The sequence below is a fragment of the Paenibacillus lupini genome (assembly GCF_011761355.1).
Classification (GTDB): domain Bacteria; phylum Bacillota; class Bacilli; order Paenibacillales; family Paenibacillaceae; genus Pristimantibacillus; species Pristimantibacillus lupini.
Genome location: NZ_JAASRW010000002.1, coordinates 759049 through 774317 on the forward strand (window position 1 = coordinate 759049; position 15269 = coordinate 774317).

Genomic DNA, 15269 nt, shown 5'->3' on the forward strand with positions numbered 1-15269 from the left:
GGTTTATTCCCTGCGTTCGGATCTGCGACAAAATCACTCTTATAATCCGTATATTTCAGCTCCGTAACCATGCCGGTGTGGTCAGCATGCTTAAACAGATTGAAAAAGACATCGAGGCTCTTCTTTCTGAGATTCCTATGGCGCAGCAGCTTCGCACTATAAAAAGGCTGGGCAAGATCTTCACCACGGCCATTTTAGCTGGTACAGGGGATCTAAGGTAGTATGCGCATGGACGTCTCTTTCTGACGGAACGGATCCGAAGCCCTTTTATTTAAAGTCTTCCGCTACTCCGTGCTTTTTGCCTGCGAATACTTAGGCTGGTGAGGGTCATTTGGTTTTATGTTGTAGGTGAGAGAAGAGAACCTTGAGGGAAATAGACGACTCTAATTTGGCATAAACAGCGAAAAACGATGCTGTTTTTCTTGCAAATTATCGAGTTCTAAAGATGAAAATGATTATTGATCAATAAACAGTTAGAATATGTCATTGTATCAAATAGCCAGAAGCCTTACATTTGAGATAACAACTGAAACCGCTATCACTACAAAAAGGTGCCAACACTAAGCAGTTGTCAAAATTTTCTTTGTTTTCCCTCTACCCAAAATTGAGCGGGGGTTTGCGTAATGACCAGCAGCCAGTAGTTATGACCTTCAGGAATATTAAAAATAAAATTACTGTTATGTGCCGCATCATACTCGACATAATAAATGTTTGTTATGCCTCTCACCTTTACTATTTAGTTTTATTTTAGTATATAGGGTTTGAGATCAATTCTGAGGAGATTTTTTCATGAGCATTCTGAAGCATTCTTTCAAAGAGAATAGCTGAACCCGGAAGGACCGACCTGAAAGGGGAGACATTCAATGAAGCTGAATTGCGACGACTATACTCTGAGCTTTAAGGAAGGCGGCATGGAGGTACGCAATAACGACAGACTTCTCTATTCAAACAAGCGACCGATGTTCGTGACAGTGAAGACTGCCTTCGCCGTCAGCGAATTTTACGACCATGCATACTCCGACATCAGCGCTTCCGAAGACAAAATCATTGCAGAAGGCACATTAACCGTGCCTTCGGGTTCGGCCTTTTCCTTTACGGACGTATTTGAAGTCTCAGGCGCAGGATTCAAGATTAGCCGGAACGTCAAGGTGTTGAAGGCGGGAGACGACCTTGGGTTCTCCACCAAATTCTCTTTGACGATGGCGGAATCCGATGACGTTCATGACTACAATTGTTTTGCGCCCGGCGTCTGGTACAAGCAGAACGAATTCGCCCCCGTCTCCGCCATGGGCAAAGATTTGGATAACGAATATTTCTGGCGGATGGAGACCGGTTACGCCCTGCCGTTGTTCGCGATGCAAAACATCTCTTCGGGGGAGACGGCGGCGCTATCGCGCTGGGAAGCCGACGCAACTCTGCCGTCTATGGACATTGTGAGATCGGAAAATATCGCGGACCCGAAATGCACCGTCGGAGCCATCGGCATGAGCAAGCCGGAAAGCAAGACGCTGAATTACATGTATTACGGCTTTGCTGTTCGCAAGGAGCACGATACTAAGATCGAAGGCCTGTCCATCGATTACGTGTATCCGGGCTCCGACGGACAGATGCCCGGTCAACGTTCGTACGGGGGACTCGACTACAACCGGAGATCGAAGACGTTCCAACGCGTGAATCATCCCGTGGAAGTCGGCTTCGAACAACATTACGCCGTCGCCATCCATCTTGGGAAATACAAGGACTTTCAGCCGATGATGAGAGACGTATGGCGGACGACGTATGCCAGGCTGCGCGACAAGCTATTTGTGGTGGATAACGAACGCCATTTCCACAACGGTATGAACATTCTTAACCGATTCACGAGGAAGTACGGCGATTCGTACGGACTGCCGTTTGCCTGCCAACTGCCCGGCATGGATATCTCCAGCGTCTCCTTCCAGTTCGGCTTCGTCGGGCAGCAGCCAGGCATCGGCTATCAGCTTCTTCGTTACGGCGACAAGATGAACGTGCCTGAAGCGTTTGAGAAAGGCGTGAAAGTGATCGATTTCTGGGTGAGGACGGCCATGACTGAATCCGGACTGCCGCAGATGTGTTACAATCCCAATATCAACGGATTCGAGCCGTATCCCCACTATATTCGGATGCTGGCCGACGGGATCGAGGCGATCTTGGACGCCTATGTATATATGCGAAGGAAGGGCGACGAGTTGTCAGACTGGCTGGGATTTTGCAGAAGGACGGCCGATTGGCTGGTAAGTGTTCAGAACGAAGACGGCAGCTTCTATCGTGCGTACAACGCCGACAGCTCCATCCGCATGGATTCGAAGTCCAATACACCCAGCGTGATTCGGTTCCTGGTCCAATTCTATCTCGTGACCGGCGATGAAAGATATAAGACAACTGCCACCAAAGCAGGCGAGTGGTCTTACGATAACAATTACCGGAACCTGGAGTACCGGGGCGGCACCTGCGACAATCTGGACATCCAGGACAAAGAGGCGGGCATCTATGCCCTATTCGGATTCCTGGCCTTGTACGATTTGACCGGCAAGCAGAAATGGCTCGAAGGCGCGATCGGAGCGGCCAACTACACCGAGACATGGACATACGCCTGGACGTTCCCCGTGCGCACCCTCTGGCCGAAACATCCATTCAACAAGTTCCGGATCAGCGGTCAGAGCATCATCACGATCGGCGGCGGCGCAGATGTCTACATGGCGGCTTGCTCGTACACCTATTACCGGCTGTATGTCATTACTGGCGATGAGCATTACCTCGACTTCGCCGAATTCATTCATAAGAATACTCGGCAGTCTACCGATGCGGACGGCAGCATAGGCTACGTCATGCCCGGCCTCGGGCACGAGAGTGGCAACTTTACGAGCCAAACGCTGCAAAGTCATTACCACTGGCTACCCTGGTGCACCTATGTGGAAGTCGATCCTTCTTCGAGGCTGTACGACACCTTCGGCGTCTACGAGATCGCAGATGCGCAGAAGCTCCATCCGGAGGAGAGGGCCAAGAGAAACCGTATCTATGATTCATTCGGAAGGGGAGTGCAAGGGATATGAGAAAACAAGGATTTAACCCATATCTTCCGTCGTGGGAATACATACCAGACGGGGAACCTTATTTATTTAACGGCAGAGTTTACGTGTATGGATCGCACGACCGGTTTAACGGACATGCATATTGCCTCAACGATTATGTGTGCTGGTCGGCACCGGTGAAGGATATGGGCGATTGGCGCTATGAAGGCGTGATTTACAAGAAAACAGACGATCCGCTCAATCCGGACGCCAGCATGTGTCTCTATGCGCCGGACGTCACGGTTGGACCCGATGGACGATATTACCTTTATTATGTTCTCGATAAGGTCTCCATAGTTTCGGTAGCGGTCTGCGACAAGCCGGCCGGTAAGTTTGAGTTCTATGGCTACGTCAGGTACGCCGACGGCACTCGTCTGGGGGAGAGAGAAGGTGACGAACCTCAATTTGACCCGGGCGTGCTCACGGAAGGCGAACGGACGTATTTGTACACCGGATTCTGCGCGGTCGGCGATAAATCAAGGCATGGCGCCATGGTGACAGTGCTCGATTCGGATATGCTCACGGTAATAGAAGAACCGGTAATTGTCGCGCCAAGCGAACCTTATTGCAAGGGGAGCGGATTTGAAGGACATGCCTTCTTTGAGGCGCCCTCCATTAGGAAGAGAGGCAACACGTATTATTTAATCTATTCATCCGTCGTCATGCACGAGTTGTGCTATGCGACCAGTCAATCTCCGACCCGTGATTTTGTCTATCAAGGCGTCATTATAAGCAATAACGATCTTCATATCGATTCTTACAAGCCGGCGGATAAACCGATGTTCTATGGCGGCAATAACCACGGCAGTATTATAGAAGTGGATGAAAAGTGGTACATCTTCTATCACCGGCATACGAACGGTACGAATTTCAGCCGACAGGGATGCATCGAGCCGATCGAATTCAGAGAGGACGGCACGATTATTCAGGCGGAGATGACTTCTTCTGGACCAAATGGAGAACTGCTTGAAGGAAAAGGTGAATATCCCGCATACATAGTCTGTAATCTGTTCTGTCGAGACGAGGCGTTGTATACGGGAGCTCCCGGAGAATGGCTGGACAGCCGGTTTCCGAAGATAACCCAAGACGGTAAAGACGAGGATGAGGAGTTAGGATATATCGCCAACATGAGGGACTCCTCTACGGCGGGCTTCAAGTATTTCCGCTGCGAGAGAATCCGCAAAATCAAAATCAAAGTGCGCGGCTATTGCCGCGGCGACTTCGAAATCAAAACATCTTGGGACGGCCCCGTTCTAGCAAGAATTCCGGTCGAATTTACGAATGTTTGGAAGGAGTATTCAACGAATATCGTCATTCCGGATGGCATTCAAGCGTTGTACTTCACGTATAAGGGCATGGGTGGCGCTAGCTTGGCTTCATTCACCTTGGAATAATACCCGGACGGCAACAACCAAAAGGACACTTTCGGTCTCGCCATCACGAAAGACTTGTGGCGGAGTGCAATGGGACTAGAGGGGGTTATGGCGATCCGCTCCGCATCCGAATGTAGGAAGCCTTTTCATTACATTCAATCGTGCTCCACTAAAACACGCCTTTATACAACGACTGTCAAAAGATGATCCCTGTATTCACTGAACTGTAACCCGAAAGGTAGACACTTAAAAAAGTGCCTGTCTTTCGGGTTTTGTGTTTTAATGAAAAATACTACAGTGAATGAGGTAACTACATCATGTCAAAACGTCTTTTCACGTCAACGCTAATGAGGTTGCTCGAGTCAAATCTCAATGTTGTTCATGAAACTGAAAAAGCAATAACTTACAAACCTGAGTTCAAAGTACAAGCTGTTAAGTCATACAACGAGGGTTATCAACCCATGCAGATATTTCTCGAAGCTGGATTTGACGTCGCCATTATCGGAGTAACGCCTAAGAAAGGCTTGAAACGTTGGAGAGCAAAGTAAGACAAGTTTGGGGAGGAGGGATTACTTATGGACGAAGAGGCAAAGGCAGTACGGGAAGACCTTCGTCTAAGGAGCTAAGCACAGAAGAAAAACTAAAACGTGCTGAGGCAAAAAGTAAGCTCTTAGAAGCAGAGAATGAATTTCTAAAAAAGCTCGAAGCTCTAGAAAGGCAGGCGAAGCGCAAACGTTAGCTCCTTCAGAAGCTTTCGAGCTCATCGAGACTACTATTCGTAAGTATCAGCTAAAGGGTTTAATCGCCTATTTATGCGCGTCTTAGCCGCAGTGGATATTATGCTTGGTTTAAAGCGGAACCAGTAAGGCAGAAACGTAAGAATGCCGATGATGCTGACTATCAACTAATCCAACACACTTTTCGTAGGGCCTATCCCTTGTTGTGATTGCTGCAATCCACCGGAATATATCGAGGATATTGGAGTTACTCATACCGAAATCCTATAAAAATCGCGTTATCCCATTTGGATAACGCGATTTTTATGTCCAATGATTTTGCTTCCAAATTGATTAGGTACACGCCTCGAATGCACTTGGACAGTACAAATGTTACGACTTCTGATAGCTGCGGCGGAAGGCGCCGGGTGTGAGCCGTTCCAGCTTTTTGAAGATTGCCCCATAATAACTGGCAGATTCGAAGCCGACTTGATGAGCAATATCCTGCATCTCGTGCTGCACATTGTCCAGCAGTAGTTCCTTGCTCTTGTTGATCCTTACTTGATTGACATAGCTGATGGGACGAATGCCTGTCGTCTTCTTGAACAAATGACAAAAGTATTCCGGAGTTACGCGCATCAGTCCGGCGAGCGTCTGCAAAGTAATCTCTTCGGCATAGTGCTGGTCAATATAGTCCAGGACCGGCTTTAACCGCTCATACTGCTGTCCGATGGTATCGCTGCCCTCGACAGAGACGCGCTGAATAATCTCCGTCAATAAGGTATAGAGGATCGCGGAGCAGGCGTAATTGTTTAACGTTTGCTCCTGCGGCGTAAGGGCAGCTTGCAGCAGCTCCCGCATTCGGGATAGAAGGTATTCAGGCGATGAGAGCGCGAATACGCATGTGTCTACAATGCCGACTGTTTCGAACAAGCTCACTGACCCGCTGCCATCGAAGATGATCCAGTCGACTTCCCAGCTTTTCGATAAAGCATAGTATTCGTGCTTCTGGCCGGGGAACAGCAGCATGCCCATGCCTTGTTTGACGATATGCTCCGTTTCACTTAGCTTGAGCTTGCCCTCGCCACTGCGGCATTGAATCCACTGATAATCCTGAATACCTGAGTCTCGACGTATATGCTCCTGTTCATGATGCAAACCAATGCCAAGCAAATAAAAAGGGAGCAGCTTGTCTCGGGCGGAAAGTACAGGGAAAGCACGATTGGGATGAGGCATGGGCAACTCTCCTGTTATCTTAATATTATTATATCGTATTAATTATTTAAGATATTCACTCCAATTAATATAGCATATAATCGCAATATATTGATGGGTAAAGGAGAATACAGGATGACAATTAAGATCGGAATTGATTATTATCCAGAGCAATGGACTCCCGAGCTATGGGAGAAGGATGCAGCGCTTATGCAAGAGACGGGTGTTGCTGTTGTACGAATGGCAGAGTTTGCCTGGAGCCGAATGGAACCGACCGAGGGTGATTATCGGTTTGAATGGTTGGATGCAGCTATAGAAGTATTCGCTGCGCGCGGCATGGAGATCGTGTTATGCACACCTACCAATACCCCGCCGAACTGGATGACAACCCGTTATCCGGATGTGCTGCCAATGGATGAACAACGTCAAATAATCCGGCCTGGTGTGCGAGGACATCGTTGCAACAACAGCTATTCCTTGAGAATGCTGGGCTCCAAATTTATGGAAGCGATGTCTCAGCGTTATGCGAAGCATCCCGCCGTCATCGGCTGGCAAATCGATAACGAGATGCACTACCAGGAATGCCATTGCGATACATGCAATCGTGCATTTGTCGCTTGGCTGCAGAAGCGTTATTCCAGTCTGGAAGAGTTGAACCGCGAGTGGGGCACGGTCGTCTGGAGCGGGGAGTACAGCAGCTGGGCCGAGTTAACGACGCCGCTTGGTACCAGCAAACCGATGAATCCTTCCTATCTTTTGGAGTACAAGCGGTTCTGCTCGGACAGCGTAGGCTATCTACTGGGATGGCAGCTTGAAATTCTACGCAGCAACTGTCCAGGCCAATTCGTGACGCATAACATGTGGCAATACCCGAATAGCTTGGACTATTATGATCTACACAAAGAGCTGGATTTTGTCTCTGTCGATTATTATCCGAATGAGCTGTATCGCGATTATGGTGATCGGTTTCCAAGGAACGGAGCGCTGTCGCTGGACTTGGTTCGCGGCATCAAGCGCCGCAATTTCTGGGTAATGGAGCAGCTTAGTGGAGCACAGGGCGCTTGGATGCCGATTCAGCGCACCCCTTATCCGGGACTGATCCGAGCTCGTTCCTGGCAGACAATCGCCCGCGGCGCCGATATGGTCGTTCATTTCCGCTGGCGGAGTGCTGTCGTCGGAGCCGAACAGTTCTGGCATGGGCTTATCGACCATAGTAATGTTCCAGGACGCAGGTTTAGGGAGTTCGCGGAGCTTACTCGCGAGGTGAATCAGCTAGGAGAACTGCTAGCCGGCTCGACAATCGTTACCCAGGTTGCGATTCTGCATTCGCATGATCAGCACACGGCGCTTACCCTTCAGGCGCAAGCGGAGGGGGGAATGCACTATATGGACAACTTGTCCTTAATGCATAATGCATTTCTGAAAATGGGCGTCGGTACGGACGTTATCAACTGGACGGAGGAGCTCGATGGCTACAAGTTGGTTATTGTCCCTTCCCTCTTTTTGTTAAGTGAAGAAGTAGCGAAGCGGCTGGAGCGATTCGCAGCCAGGGGCGGCACGGTCATCCTCACCAATCGGACAGGCGTGAAGAACATGAGGAATGTATGTGAGATGCTGCCTCTGCCGGGGCTGCTCGCGGAAGCGGCCGGTGTTGTCGTTAGTGAATATGATGCAATCGGCAACAGCGAGCATCGGATTCGGAACGCGGAGGGAAAGACATTCGCTGCCAAGCAATGGTGCGATCTGCTTGAACTGCGAGGAGCAGAACCGATTGCCTGGTATGACAACGACTTTTATGAAGGTGTGCCGGCGGTTACTGTCAATAAGCTTGGTGAAGGTGAAGTGTATTATGTCGGCACTTGGCCGGAGCCATCGTATTTCTATCAGCTGTTCGAAGGCATATTGAAGGAAAAGAATTTGGCATCCAAGCTCCAGCTGCCGGAAGGTGTCGAGCTGTCGATTCGAACGAAGGGTGAGGAAAGCTTCCTGTTCCTGATCAATTTGACGAATGAGAAGCGTGAGGTAACGCTTGACGTTCCCTATCGCAGTCTGTTGACGAGCGAGAGATTGGAGCAGAAGATGACGCTGCCAGCTCTGGGAGTAGATGTTCTAACTTTATAAGATCAGCGGCTTGCATCTTTGCGAAGGGCTGTCTCACAAGGTTGAAACCTTGAGGGCAGCCCTTTATCCTTTATCGATTTTCTGACCGGTAATGTTTAGGGGAAGTTCCTTTTATCTTTTTAAACATTTTGGAGAAGAGCAAAGGGTCATTGTAGCCGACGGAACGTGAAATATCCCCTATCGATAGCTCAACATTTTCCATCATCTCGCATGCTTTATGAATCCTCATACGAATTAAGTATTCCTGAATGCTAGTATTCATTTGCTGTTTGAATAACGAACAAAGATAGCTTCGATTTAGTCCGACTATGCGAGCAATGTCCTCAATGGTCATTTTCTGAGCAAAGTTGGTTTCGACGAGTTCCTTGACCTTATCAACGTAAATTTCCGCGCGACTTTCCTTTTGCTCTGTTGGCATTACTGGACCATATTCAGCAAGTAGCGATAACAACAAATAAAGCAATCCTGTCAGTCTGATTTCTCTCGCTTTATGATTTCCTTTGGACTCGGCCATTAACTTCAAATAGGTATAGATTTTATCGTCTTCATTATAGTTGAGGATTGGGCATTCCCTTGTTAATCCTGCTTGCTTAAGAAGCAATTCCGCTATTGTCCCTTCAAAACCAAACCAGCAATATGACCAAGGGTTCATGGAGTCGGCTTGATAATAAGTAACGACATCAGGATAGATTAGGAAGCCTTGACCCTTCTGAAGCCGGTATCTGTTTCCGTCGACTTCGAAGAACCCTTCTCCCTCCAAAATATAATGGAGCAGAAAGTGACTTCTGATTGCTGGCCCAAAAAAATGACTCGGTATACATTCCTCGATGCCAAATTGAGTTAAATGCAATTCAGTGTGCTGCTTGCTTCGTGGCAAATACTCAATCATGGAATAACCCCTTAATATAAATTATCAAGCATTATACCATACTTAGTGAGCACCATGCTATATACGAATTATTAAGTATTGGTATATTATTTCTGTATAGTTGACGAGTATCTATTAATCTATACCAAGCTTAAAACCATATTTATTTTCAGCACATTAACTTGAATGGATAGGGCAATAGGAGGAGTTTTAATGGGCATCATTGTTCAAGAAAATACGGGGCTATTTCACCTGCAGTCGGCTGGCATGAGTTATCTTATTCAAATTGTGGACGGCTATCCTGTTCATGTACATTGGGGAGACAAACTGAAGCACCGGGAATCCATGGCGGATTTATTCATTCACACTCCCGAGAAGGCCGGATTGGATCGCTTGCTTCAAGAATACCCTCAATACGGGAGCGGGGACTTTCGCAACCCGGCATATCAAGTAGAGCTTGAGGATGGAACTCGAATTACAGAGTTAAAGTACGCAGGCTACAAGCTCATTAAGGGAAAGCCTTTATTAGCTGGACTTCCGGCCGTTTATGTAGAGAGTGAACCCGAAGCAGAGACATTGGAGCTGGAGCTGAGGGATGCTTATTCAGGTTTAAAAGTTGTCCTTATTTATACGATATTCGCAGATCGGAATGTCATCGTCCGATCTGCACGCTTGAGCAATGAAGGGAGTAAGAAGCTTCGGCTTCTCCGTGCTCTAAGTGCAAGCGTGGATTTCGGTGGCAAAGGAGACTTGGAGATCGTCTATCTTTCCGGAGCCTGGGCTCGGGAAGGCAATATGACCCGTAGAGCGCTACATCAGGGCGAGACCCGAATTGATAGTAAGAGAGGCATGAGCAGCCATCAATTAAACCCCTTTTCCGCGTTAGTCACTCCGGAAACGACAGAACATAATGGTGAAGCTTACGGCTTCAGCCTGGTATACAGCGGCGGATTTGAAGCAGTAGCGGAAGTGGATTCATTCGGCTCTACGCGAATGAGCATGGGAATAAACTCCTTTGATTTTTCATGGCTGCTAAATCCATATGAGAGCTTCCAAACGCCGGAAGTCGTTATGGTTTACTCCAAGCAAGGATTGGGAGAGATGTCGCGTACTTATCATCGTTTATACCGGACAAGGCTATGCCGAGGGAAATACCGGGATGAAGAACGGCCGGTTCTAGTCAATAACTGGGAGGCGACTTATTTTAATTTTAATGCCGATAAGTTGGTAGCAATAGCAGATGAGGGAGCAAAGCTAGGCATAGAGCTGTTCGTATTGGATGACGGCTGGTTTGGCAAGCGGGATTCCGATAATTCATCTCTTGGAGACTGGTATGAGGATCGCCGTAAGCTGCCGGAAGGACTTGCGGATGTGGCAAAACGCATTAATAAGCTGGGTCTTCAATTTGGGCTTTGGTTCGAGCCGGAAATGATCTCACCGGACAGCGAGCTTTACCAAAAACATCCGGACTGGTGTCTTCATGTTCCTGGGCGCAGGCGCAGCGAAGCAAGATGGCAGCTTGTGCTGGATTATACTCGAAAGGAAGTTCGAGATTACATTTACGACTCCCTTTCAGCGATCTTCTCCAGCGTGCCGGTCTCTTATGTGAAGTGGGACATGAACCGCGCTCTAACTGAAATAGGTTCCGCTTCACTGCCCTCTGAACGTCAATCGGAGACGGCCCATCGCTATGTTTTAGGATTGTACGAGCTGTTGGAACGCATCACCACGGCATATCCAGATATTCTGTTTGAGAGCTGCTCAAGCGGAGGAGGCCGCTTCGATCCCGGAATGCTCTACTACATGCCTCAAACTTGGACTAGTGATAATACCGACGCGGTGGAACGGTTAAAGATACAATACGGTACCAGCCTTGTTTACCCTGTAAGCGCAATTGGAGCGCATGTATCAGCCGTTCCGAACCATCAAGTCGGACGGATAACGCCACTTGATTTTCGAGGGAACGTCGCTATGTCCGGAAACTTCGGATATGAGCTTGATCTAACTAAATTCAGCGATGAAGAAAAAGAGATGGTAAAAAACCAAGTCATATCCTACAAGCAGATTCGTGGATTAGTTCAGAAGGGCGACTTGTATCGCTTGAAGAGTCCGTTTGAAGGGAACGAATCGGCTTGGATGTTTGTATCCGAAGACAAAGAGGAAGCCGTCGTATACTATTTCCAAGTGATGGCCGTGCCGAACGCACCGCGAAAAACCTTGCGGCTAGATGGGCTTAACCCGGAACTTGAGTACGAAGTTTGGTCAGGTGACCGTGGAGAAAAGTCTAGCTATGGGGGAGACAGGCTCATGCAGTTGGGACTTCATCTTGCTTATCAGCAGAAAGACTATGAAAGCGGATGGTTCAGACTTAAAGCAGTGAAGGCAGAGTAAAGCTGGGCTCCATGAAGAAACTATGAAATTGACTGATGCCCCTTTTTTATGAAAAGGGGCATTTTGCGCGCAACGGATAAATGAAAGCGCTTAGGAGGGTACAACAACATGTTTTTTATCCGAGTAATGAATGACATGAAAATGAAGAAGAAGCTGGCAATTACGTTCATTTCGGTAGCCGTTCTTCCCTTATTGCTATGCGGCATATTTCTGACAGGGAAGCTTAAGGAAATCGTCATTAAAGACACCTCCATGCAAGTTTCCGCCAATGTTGAGCGCGTCCAGAAGCGTACGGAAGAGCTGATTAGAGTACCGCTGGACATCTCATATCGGTTAACCAATGATAACCGGATGAAAAAGGTGGCCAGTCAACAGTATGACAGCTACGTCGAAGTCATTAAGACATATCAGGAATATACGGATATTCGCGACTATCTTCAGCTGTACAAAGAAATATCCGGCATCCGTGTTTATGTCACGAATCCAGGAGCGCTTAACAATTGGGAATTTATCCAGCCGGATGAGACGACAGCCAATCAATTTTGGTACCAGGAGGCTATTGCAGAGAAAGGACTTGCCGGATGGAACTTAATCACCGATGAACGAAAAGGTGCCGAGTATCTAAGTCTGATTCGCGCATTTTCACTGGACACTCTGGAGCCAAAAGGGGTTCTGGTCATTAATGTAGACAAGCAGCAGTTAAGTTCAATTCTTGATCAGGAGTCATTCCCAACCCTGATCGTGGACAACCGTAATCGGATTATCGCATCCAATAAGGCTGACTTGTTCGGGAAAAATCTTTCTGAAATCCATGCCGACGAGACTATACTTTCCAGTCAGGAAGGAAGTTACAACACGTTGGTTAACGGTAAAGCGTCCAAAGTGGTAATCGCAAATCTGAATCCAGAAAACAGTTGGAATGGACTTCGCATCATTTCTATTTTTTCTATCTCAGAAATCACCCGGGATGCCAATCAAGTGATCCGCTTAGGTGTAATCGTGATTACGGCCAGCCTGATCTTTGCAGTCTTACTTATTTATGCTTCCGCTTCGCTATTATCCAGTAGGCTTTTACGCTTGAGCAAGCATATTTCCAAAGCGGGATCGGGTTCATTGGAGACGTTTATCCATATTGACGGAAAAGATGAAGTTGGGCTGCTGTCCAAGCAATTTAATGCGCTTGTCCGAAACGTCAAGCATTTGATTCAAGAGGTCAAAGAAACAGTCGATCAGAAAAACCTTATTGAGCAAAGACAAAACGAGATCAGGTTCAAGATGCTTGCGAGCCAGATTAATCCGCATTTTCTGTTCAATTCTCTGGAGTCGATCCGGATGGAGGCCCATATTCGCAAGCAGGATGATATTGCCGAGGCCGTATGGATGCTGAGCAAGCTGCTGCGCAGCAGTCTTGAGGCTGATAACCGCAAGATCTCGCTGCAAGAAGAACTTGAGCGGGTACGTTGTTATCTTGATATTCAGAAGTTCCGGTATGAGGACCGTTTGAATTACCGCTTGACCATTGATCCGGAACTGGAGGATATGCCGGTACCGCCGTTGATTATTCAGCCTTTGATAGAAAATGCTATTGTTCACGGGTTGGATTACGATGCAGAAGGAGCTGTCATTGACTTGGAAGTGAAGAGAATTCCAGGGGGAGTACAAGTTAAAGTAATTGACAACGGAGCGGGCTTCACGCCTGATCGGCTGGTTAAAGTACGGGAGGAGCTGACTGCATCCGTGCATGATCAGGAGGGACAACGAATCGGACTGCGTAATGTAAACGATCGGCTCGTCCTGCTGTATGGGCCATCCAGTGCCTTAAGTATTGAGAGCGAACCAGGGAACGGCGCTTGTATCACGTTTTTTATTCCCGGAGGTGAACTTAAATGATAAAGGTCGTTATCGTAGACGATGAACCGAAGCTCAGGAATGGCCTTCAAACATTGATCCCATGGGAAAGCCTCGGCTTTACGGTTACGGCTGCCGCAACTAATGGGAAAGAGGCATTGAGCGTTATCGAGGAGGTAACTCCCGATGTCGTCATTGTCGATATCCGAATGCCCATTATGGATGGGCTGCAAATGATTCAGCACCTGACAGCCGCCGGCCGTCGTTTACATTTTATTATTCTCAGCGGATATGCCGATTTCGAGTATGCCAAACAAGCTATCAAATACGGAGTTGCCGGCTATATGGTTAAACCGGTGGACATCCGCGAAATGTCGGCAAGTTTACAACGGGTACGCGAGCAGATTGAAAAGGAGCGCCATCAGGCGGAGCTAAGTCAGACAGGCGGGGTAAACAGAGAAGCACACCTGCATAGCCTGCTGGTCCCTCAGGCAAAAATTGAAGACCCTGATAAATGGAGAAGCAAGGCTAAGGATGCGGATCTGTTGTGGAGCGGGTATGAAGTCGTCATTATCTCCCTGCGTATTTCCGATGCGGAGCGTTTCAATGCGTTAAATCAGCTTTCAGCTGGACTTAAACCAATCATTGAGGGGCGAAATAAGGGGATTGTAACCGTCTTTCCTCCCTACACGGTCCTTCTCCTCAATGAGCCACTCCGCGGAAAACAACGGCGCGAGGAATTGTATAACGAGCTCAGAAGCGCTTCGGGCGGTCTTCGGTTCATCGCTGCAACAGGAGGAGTGGTGTCCGTTCCCGAAGAAATATGCAGCTCTTATCTAAATGCTCAGAAAGCGGTGAAGCAAGCCTTTTTTAGTGAGAAGGACCAGCTTCTTGGACCGAATTCTCCTGCTCTTCTCTCTTCGACGGAATCATTGTGGATGATCGAAGATAACCCAGAACGATTGGAGGAGTTCATTTTCAAACTTTATTACAGTTTGGATATAGGCAACAAGGCTATGATCCTTCCACTGTTGAAAGAAGCCGCAGGTTATTTTCTGAGCCGGGGGCAAGAGGAGAAAACGGTCAAGGAATCATTCTTTTTTCTGTCTAATGCAGTAGTCCATAAGCTGACTGCCGGATCCCGTATGGTATGGAAAGAAACGGGGGCAGTATCCCGTTTTTTAAACGGGATTTTCCAGCAGGAGTATCTGGAGGATCTTGTGGAGGAAATGAACCGTTTCCTGCTTGCGTTTGCGGAAGACTCGGAATCTGGGGGTAAGGAGCAGGAATTTAAGATAATGATCGACTTTATTAATAGGCATTACTCAGATAATCTGAGGCTTGAAACATTAGCCGGACTGCTCAATTACAGTGCCGCTTATTTGGGACAGTTGTTCAAGAACAAGACGGGGGAATATTTTAATACCTATCTGGACAAGGTTCGAATTCAAAAGGCTAAAGAGTTTCTAAGCCAGGGCATGAAGGTCTACGAAGTGGCTGAACGCGTTGGTTATGCGAACGTCAACTACTTTCACGGCAAATTCAAAAAATATGAAGGCCGATCACCATCGGATTATAAGAATCTATAATTTGTGGATGATTTTCTCCGAAATCCGTTGTATGTGCCTTCTCCTCCCACTGATTTAAT

At 47.8% G+C, this 15269-nt stretch carries 10 protein-coding genes; 8 read left to right on the forward strand and 2 right to left on the reverse strand.

Annotation, left to right across the window (positions count from 1 at the left end; genetic code table 11):
• The first annotated feature begins 86 nt into the window (after positions 1-86).
• The 4 genes from FHS17_RS30845 (at position 87) to FHS17_RS08995 (ending at position 5010) form a co-directional block, all read left to right on the forward strand.
• Positions 87-221, forward strand: a complete 135-nt coding sequence (locus FHS17_RS30845) for a hypothetical protein (RefSeq protein ID WP_279590338.1) — start codon at positions 87-89, stop codon at positions 219-221.
• Between the two features lie 642 nt (positions 222-863).
• A complete protein-coding gene (locus tag FHS17_RS08985) occupies positions 864-3071 on the forward strand; it encodes a hypothetical protein (RefSeq protein WP_167278040.1) in 2208 nt (735 codons plus the stop codon).
• The gene (locus FHS17_RS08990) at positions 3068-4483 is read left to right on the forward strand and encodes a family 43 glycosylhydrolase (protein WP_167278041.1); all 1416 of its coding nucleotides are present in this window, start codon (positions 3068-3070) and stop codon (positions 4481-4483) included. The genes FHS17_RS08985 and FHS17_RS08990 overlap by 4 nt, the downstream gene beginning before the upstream one ends.
• Before the next feature lie 296 nt (positions 4484-4779).
• Positions 4780-5010, forward strand: coding sequence for a hypothetical protein (locus FHS17_RS08995; RefSeq protein WP_167278042.1), 231 nt, complete (start codon positions 4780-4782; stop codon positions 5008-5010).
• A gap of 561 nt (positions 5011-5571) precedes the next feature.
• Here the strand turns inward: FHS17_RS08995 and FHS17_RS09000 are convergent.
• Entirely contained in the window at positions 5572-6414 is an 843-nt protein-coding gene (locus FHS17_RS09000; RefSeq protein ID WP_167278043.1) for an AraC family transcriptional regulator, read from the reverse strand.
• Between the two features lie 114 nt (positions 6415-6528).
• On the opposite strand from FHS17_RS09000, the gene FHS17_RS09005 reads away from it, so the two are divergent.
• A complete protein-coding gene (locus FHS17_RS09005) occupies positions 6529-8514 on the forward strand; it encodes a beta-galactosidase (protein ID WP_167278044.1) in 1986 nt (661 codons plus the stop codon).
• 70 nt (positions 8515-8584) lie between these two features.
• On the opposite strand, the gene FHS17_RS09010 is transcribed toward FHS17_RS09005, so the two are convergent.
• Entirely contained in the window at positions 8585-9403 is an 819-nt protein-coding gene (locus FHS17_RS09010; protein WP_167278045.1) for an AraC family transcriptional regulator, read from the reverse strand.
• A gap of 192 nt (positions 9404-9595) precedes the next feature.
• Here FHS17_RS09010 and FHS17_RS09015 point away from each other — a divergent pair, with 192 nt between their 5' ends.
• The 3 genes from FHS17_RS09015 (at position 9596) to FHS17_RS09025 (ending at position 15210) form a co-directional block, all read left to right on the forward strand.
• Positions 9596-11773: an alpha-galactosidase gene (locus tag FHS17_RS09015; protein WP_167278046.1), complete on the forward strand. Its 2178-nt coding sequence runs from the start codon at positions 9596-9598 to the stop codon at positions 11771-11773.
• A gap of 108 nt (positions 11774-11881) precedes the next feature.
• Positions 11882-13663: a cache domain-containing sensor histidine kinase gene (locus FHS17_RS09020; protein WP_167278047.1), complete on the forward strand. Its 1782-nt coding sequence runs from the start codon at positions 11882-11884 to the stop codon at positions 13661-13663.
• The gene (locus FHS17_RS09025) at positions 13660-15210 is read left to right on the forward strand and encodes a response regulator transcription factor (protein WP_167278048.1); all 1551 of its coding nucleotides are present in this window, start codon (positions 13660-13662) and stop codon (positions 15208-15210) included. Before FHS17_RS09020 ends, FHS17_RS09025 begins: the two co-directional genes overlap by 4 nt.
• Positions 15211-15269 lie beyond the last annotated feature (59 nt).

What these genes read in the sequence shown, in the direction of transcription:
- FHS17_RS09020 (WP_167278047.1), top strand. Translation starts at nt 11,882, where the DNA reads ATGTTTTTTATCCGAGTAATGAATGACATGAAAATGAAGAAGAAGCTG.
- FHS17_RS09010 (WP_167278045.1), bottom strand. Translation starts at nt 9,403, where the DNA reads ATGATTGAGTATTTGCCACGAAGCAAGCAGCACACTGAATTGCATTTA.
- FHS17_RS30845 (WP_279590338.1), top strand. Translation starts at nt 87, where the DNA reads ATGCTTAAACAGATTGAAAAAGACATCGAGGCTCTTCTTTCTGAGATT.
- FHS17_RS09000 (WP_167278043.1), bottom strand. Translation starts at nt 6,414, where the DNA reads ATGCCTCATCCCAATCGTGCTTTCCCTGTACTTTCCGCCCGAGACAAG.
- FHS17_RS08990 (WP_167278041.1), top strand. Translation starts at nt 3,068, where the DNA reads ATGAGAAAACAAGGATTTAACCCATATCTTCCGTCGTGGGAATACATA.
- FHS17_RS08995 (WP_167278042.1), top strand. Translation starts at nt 4,780, where the DNA reads ATGTCAAAACGTCTTTTCACGTCAACGCTAATGAGGTTGCTCGAGTCA.
- FHS17_RS09005 (WP_167278044.1), top strand. Translation starts at nt 6,529, where the DNA reads ATGACAATTAAGATCGGAATTGATTATTATCCAGAGCAATGGACTCCC.
- FHS17_RS09015 (WP_167278046.1), top strand. Translation starts at nt 9,596, where the DNA reads ATGGGCATCATTGTTCAAGAAAATACGGGGCTATTTCACCTGCAGTCG.
- FHS17_RS09025 (WP_167278048.1), top strand. Translation starts at nt 13,660, where the DNA reads ATGATAAAGGTCGTTATCGTAGACGATGAACCGAAGCTCAGGAATGGC.
- FHS17_RS08985 (WP_167278040.1), top strand. Translation starts at nt 864, where the DNA reads ATGAAGCTGAATTGCGACGACTATACTCTGAGCTTTAAGGAAGGCGGC.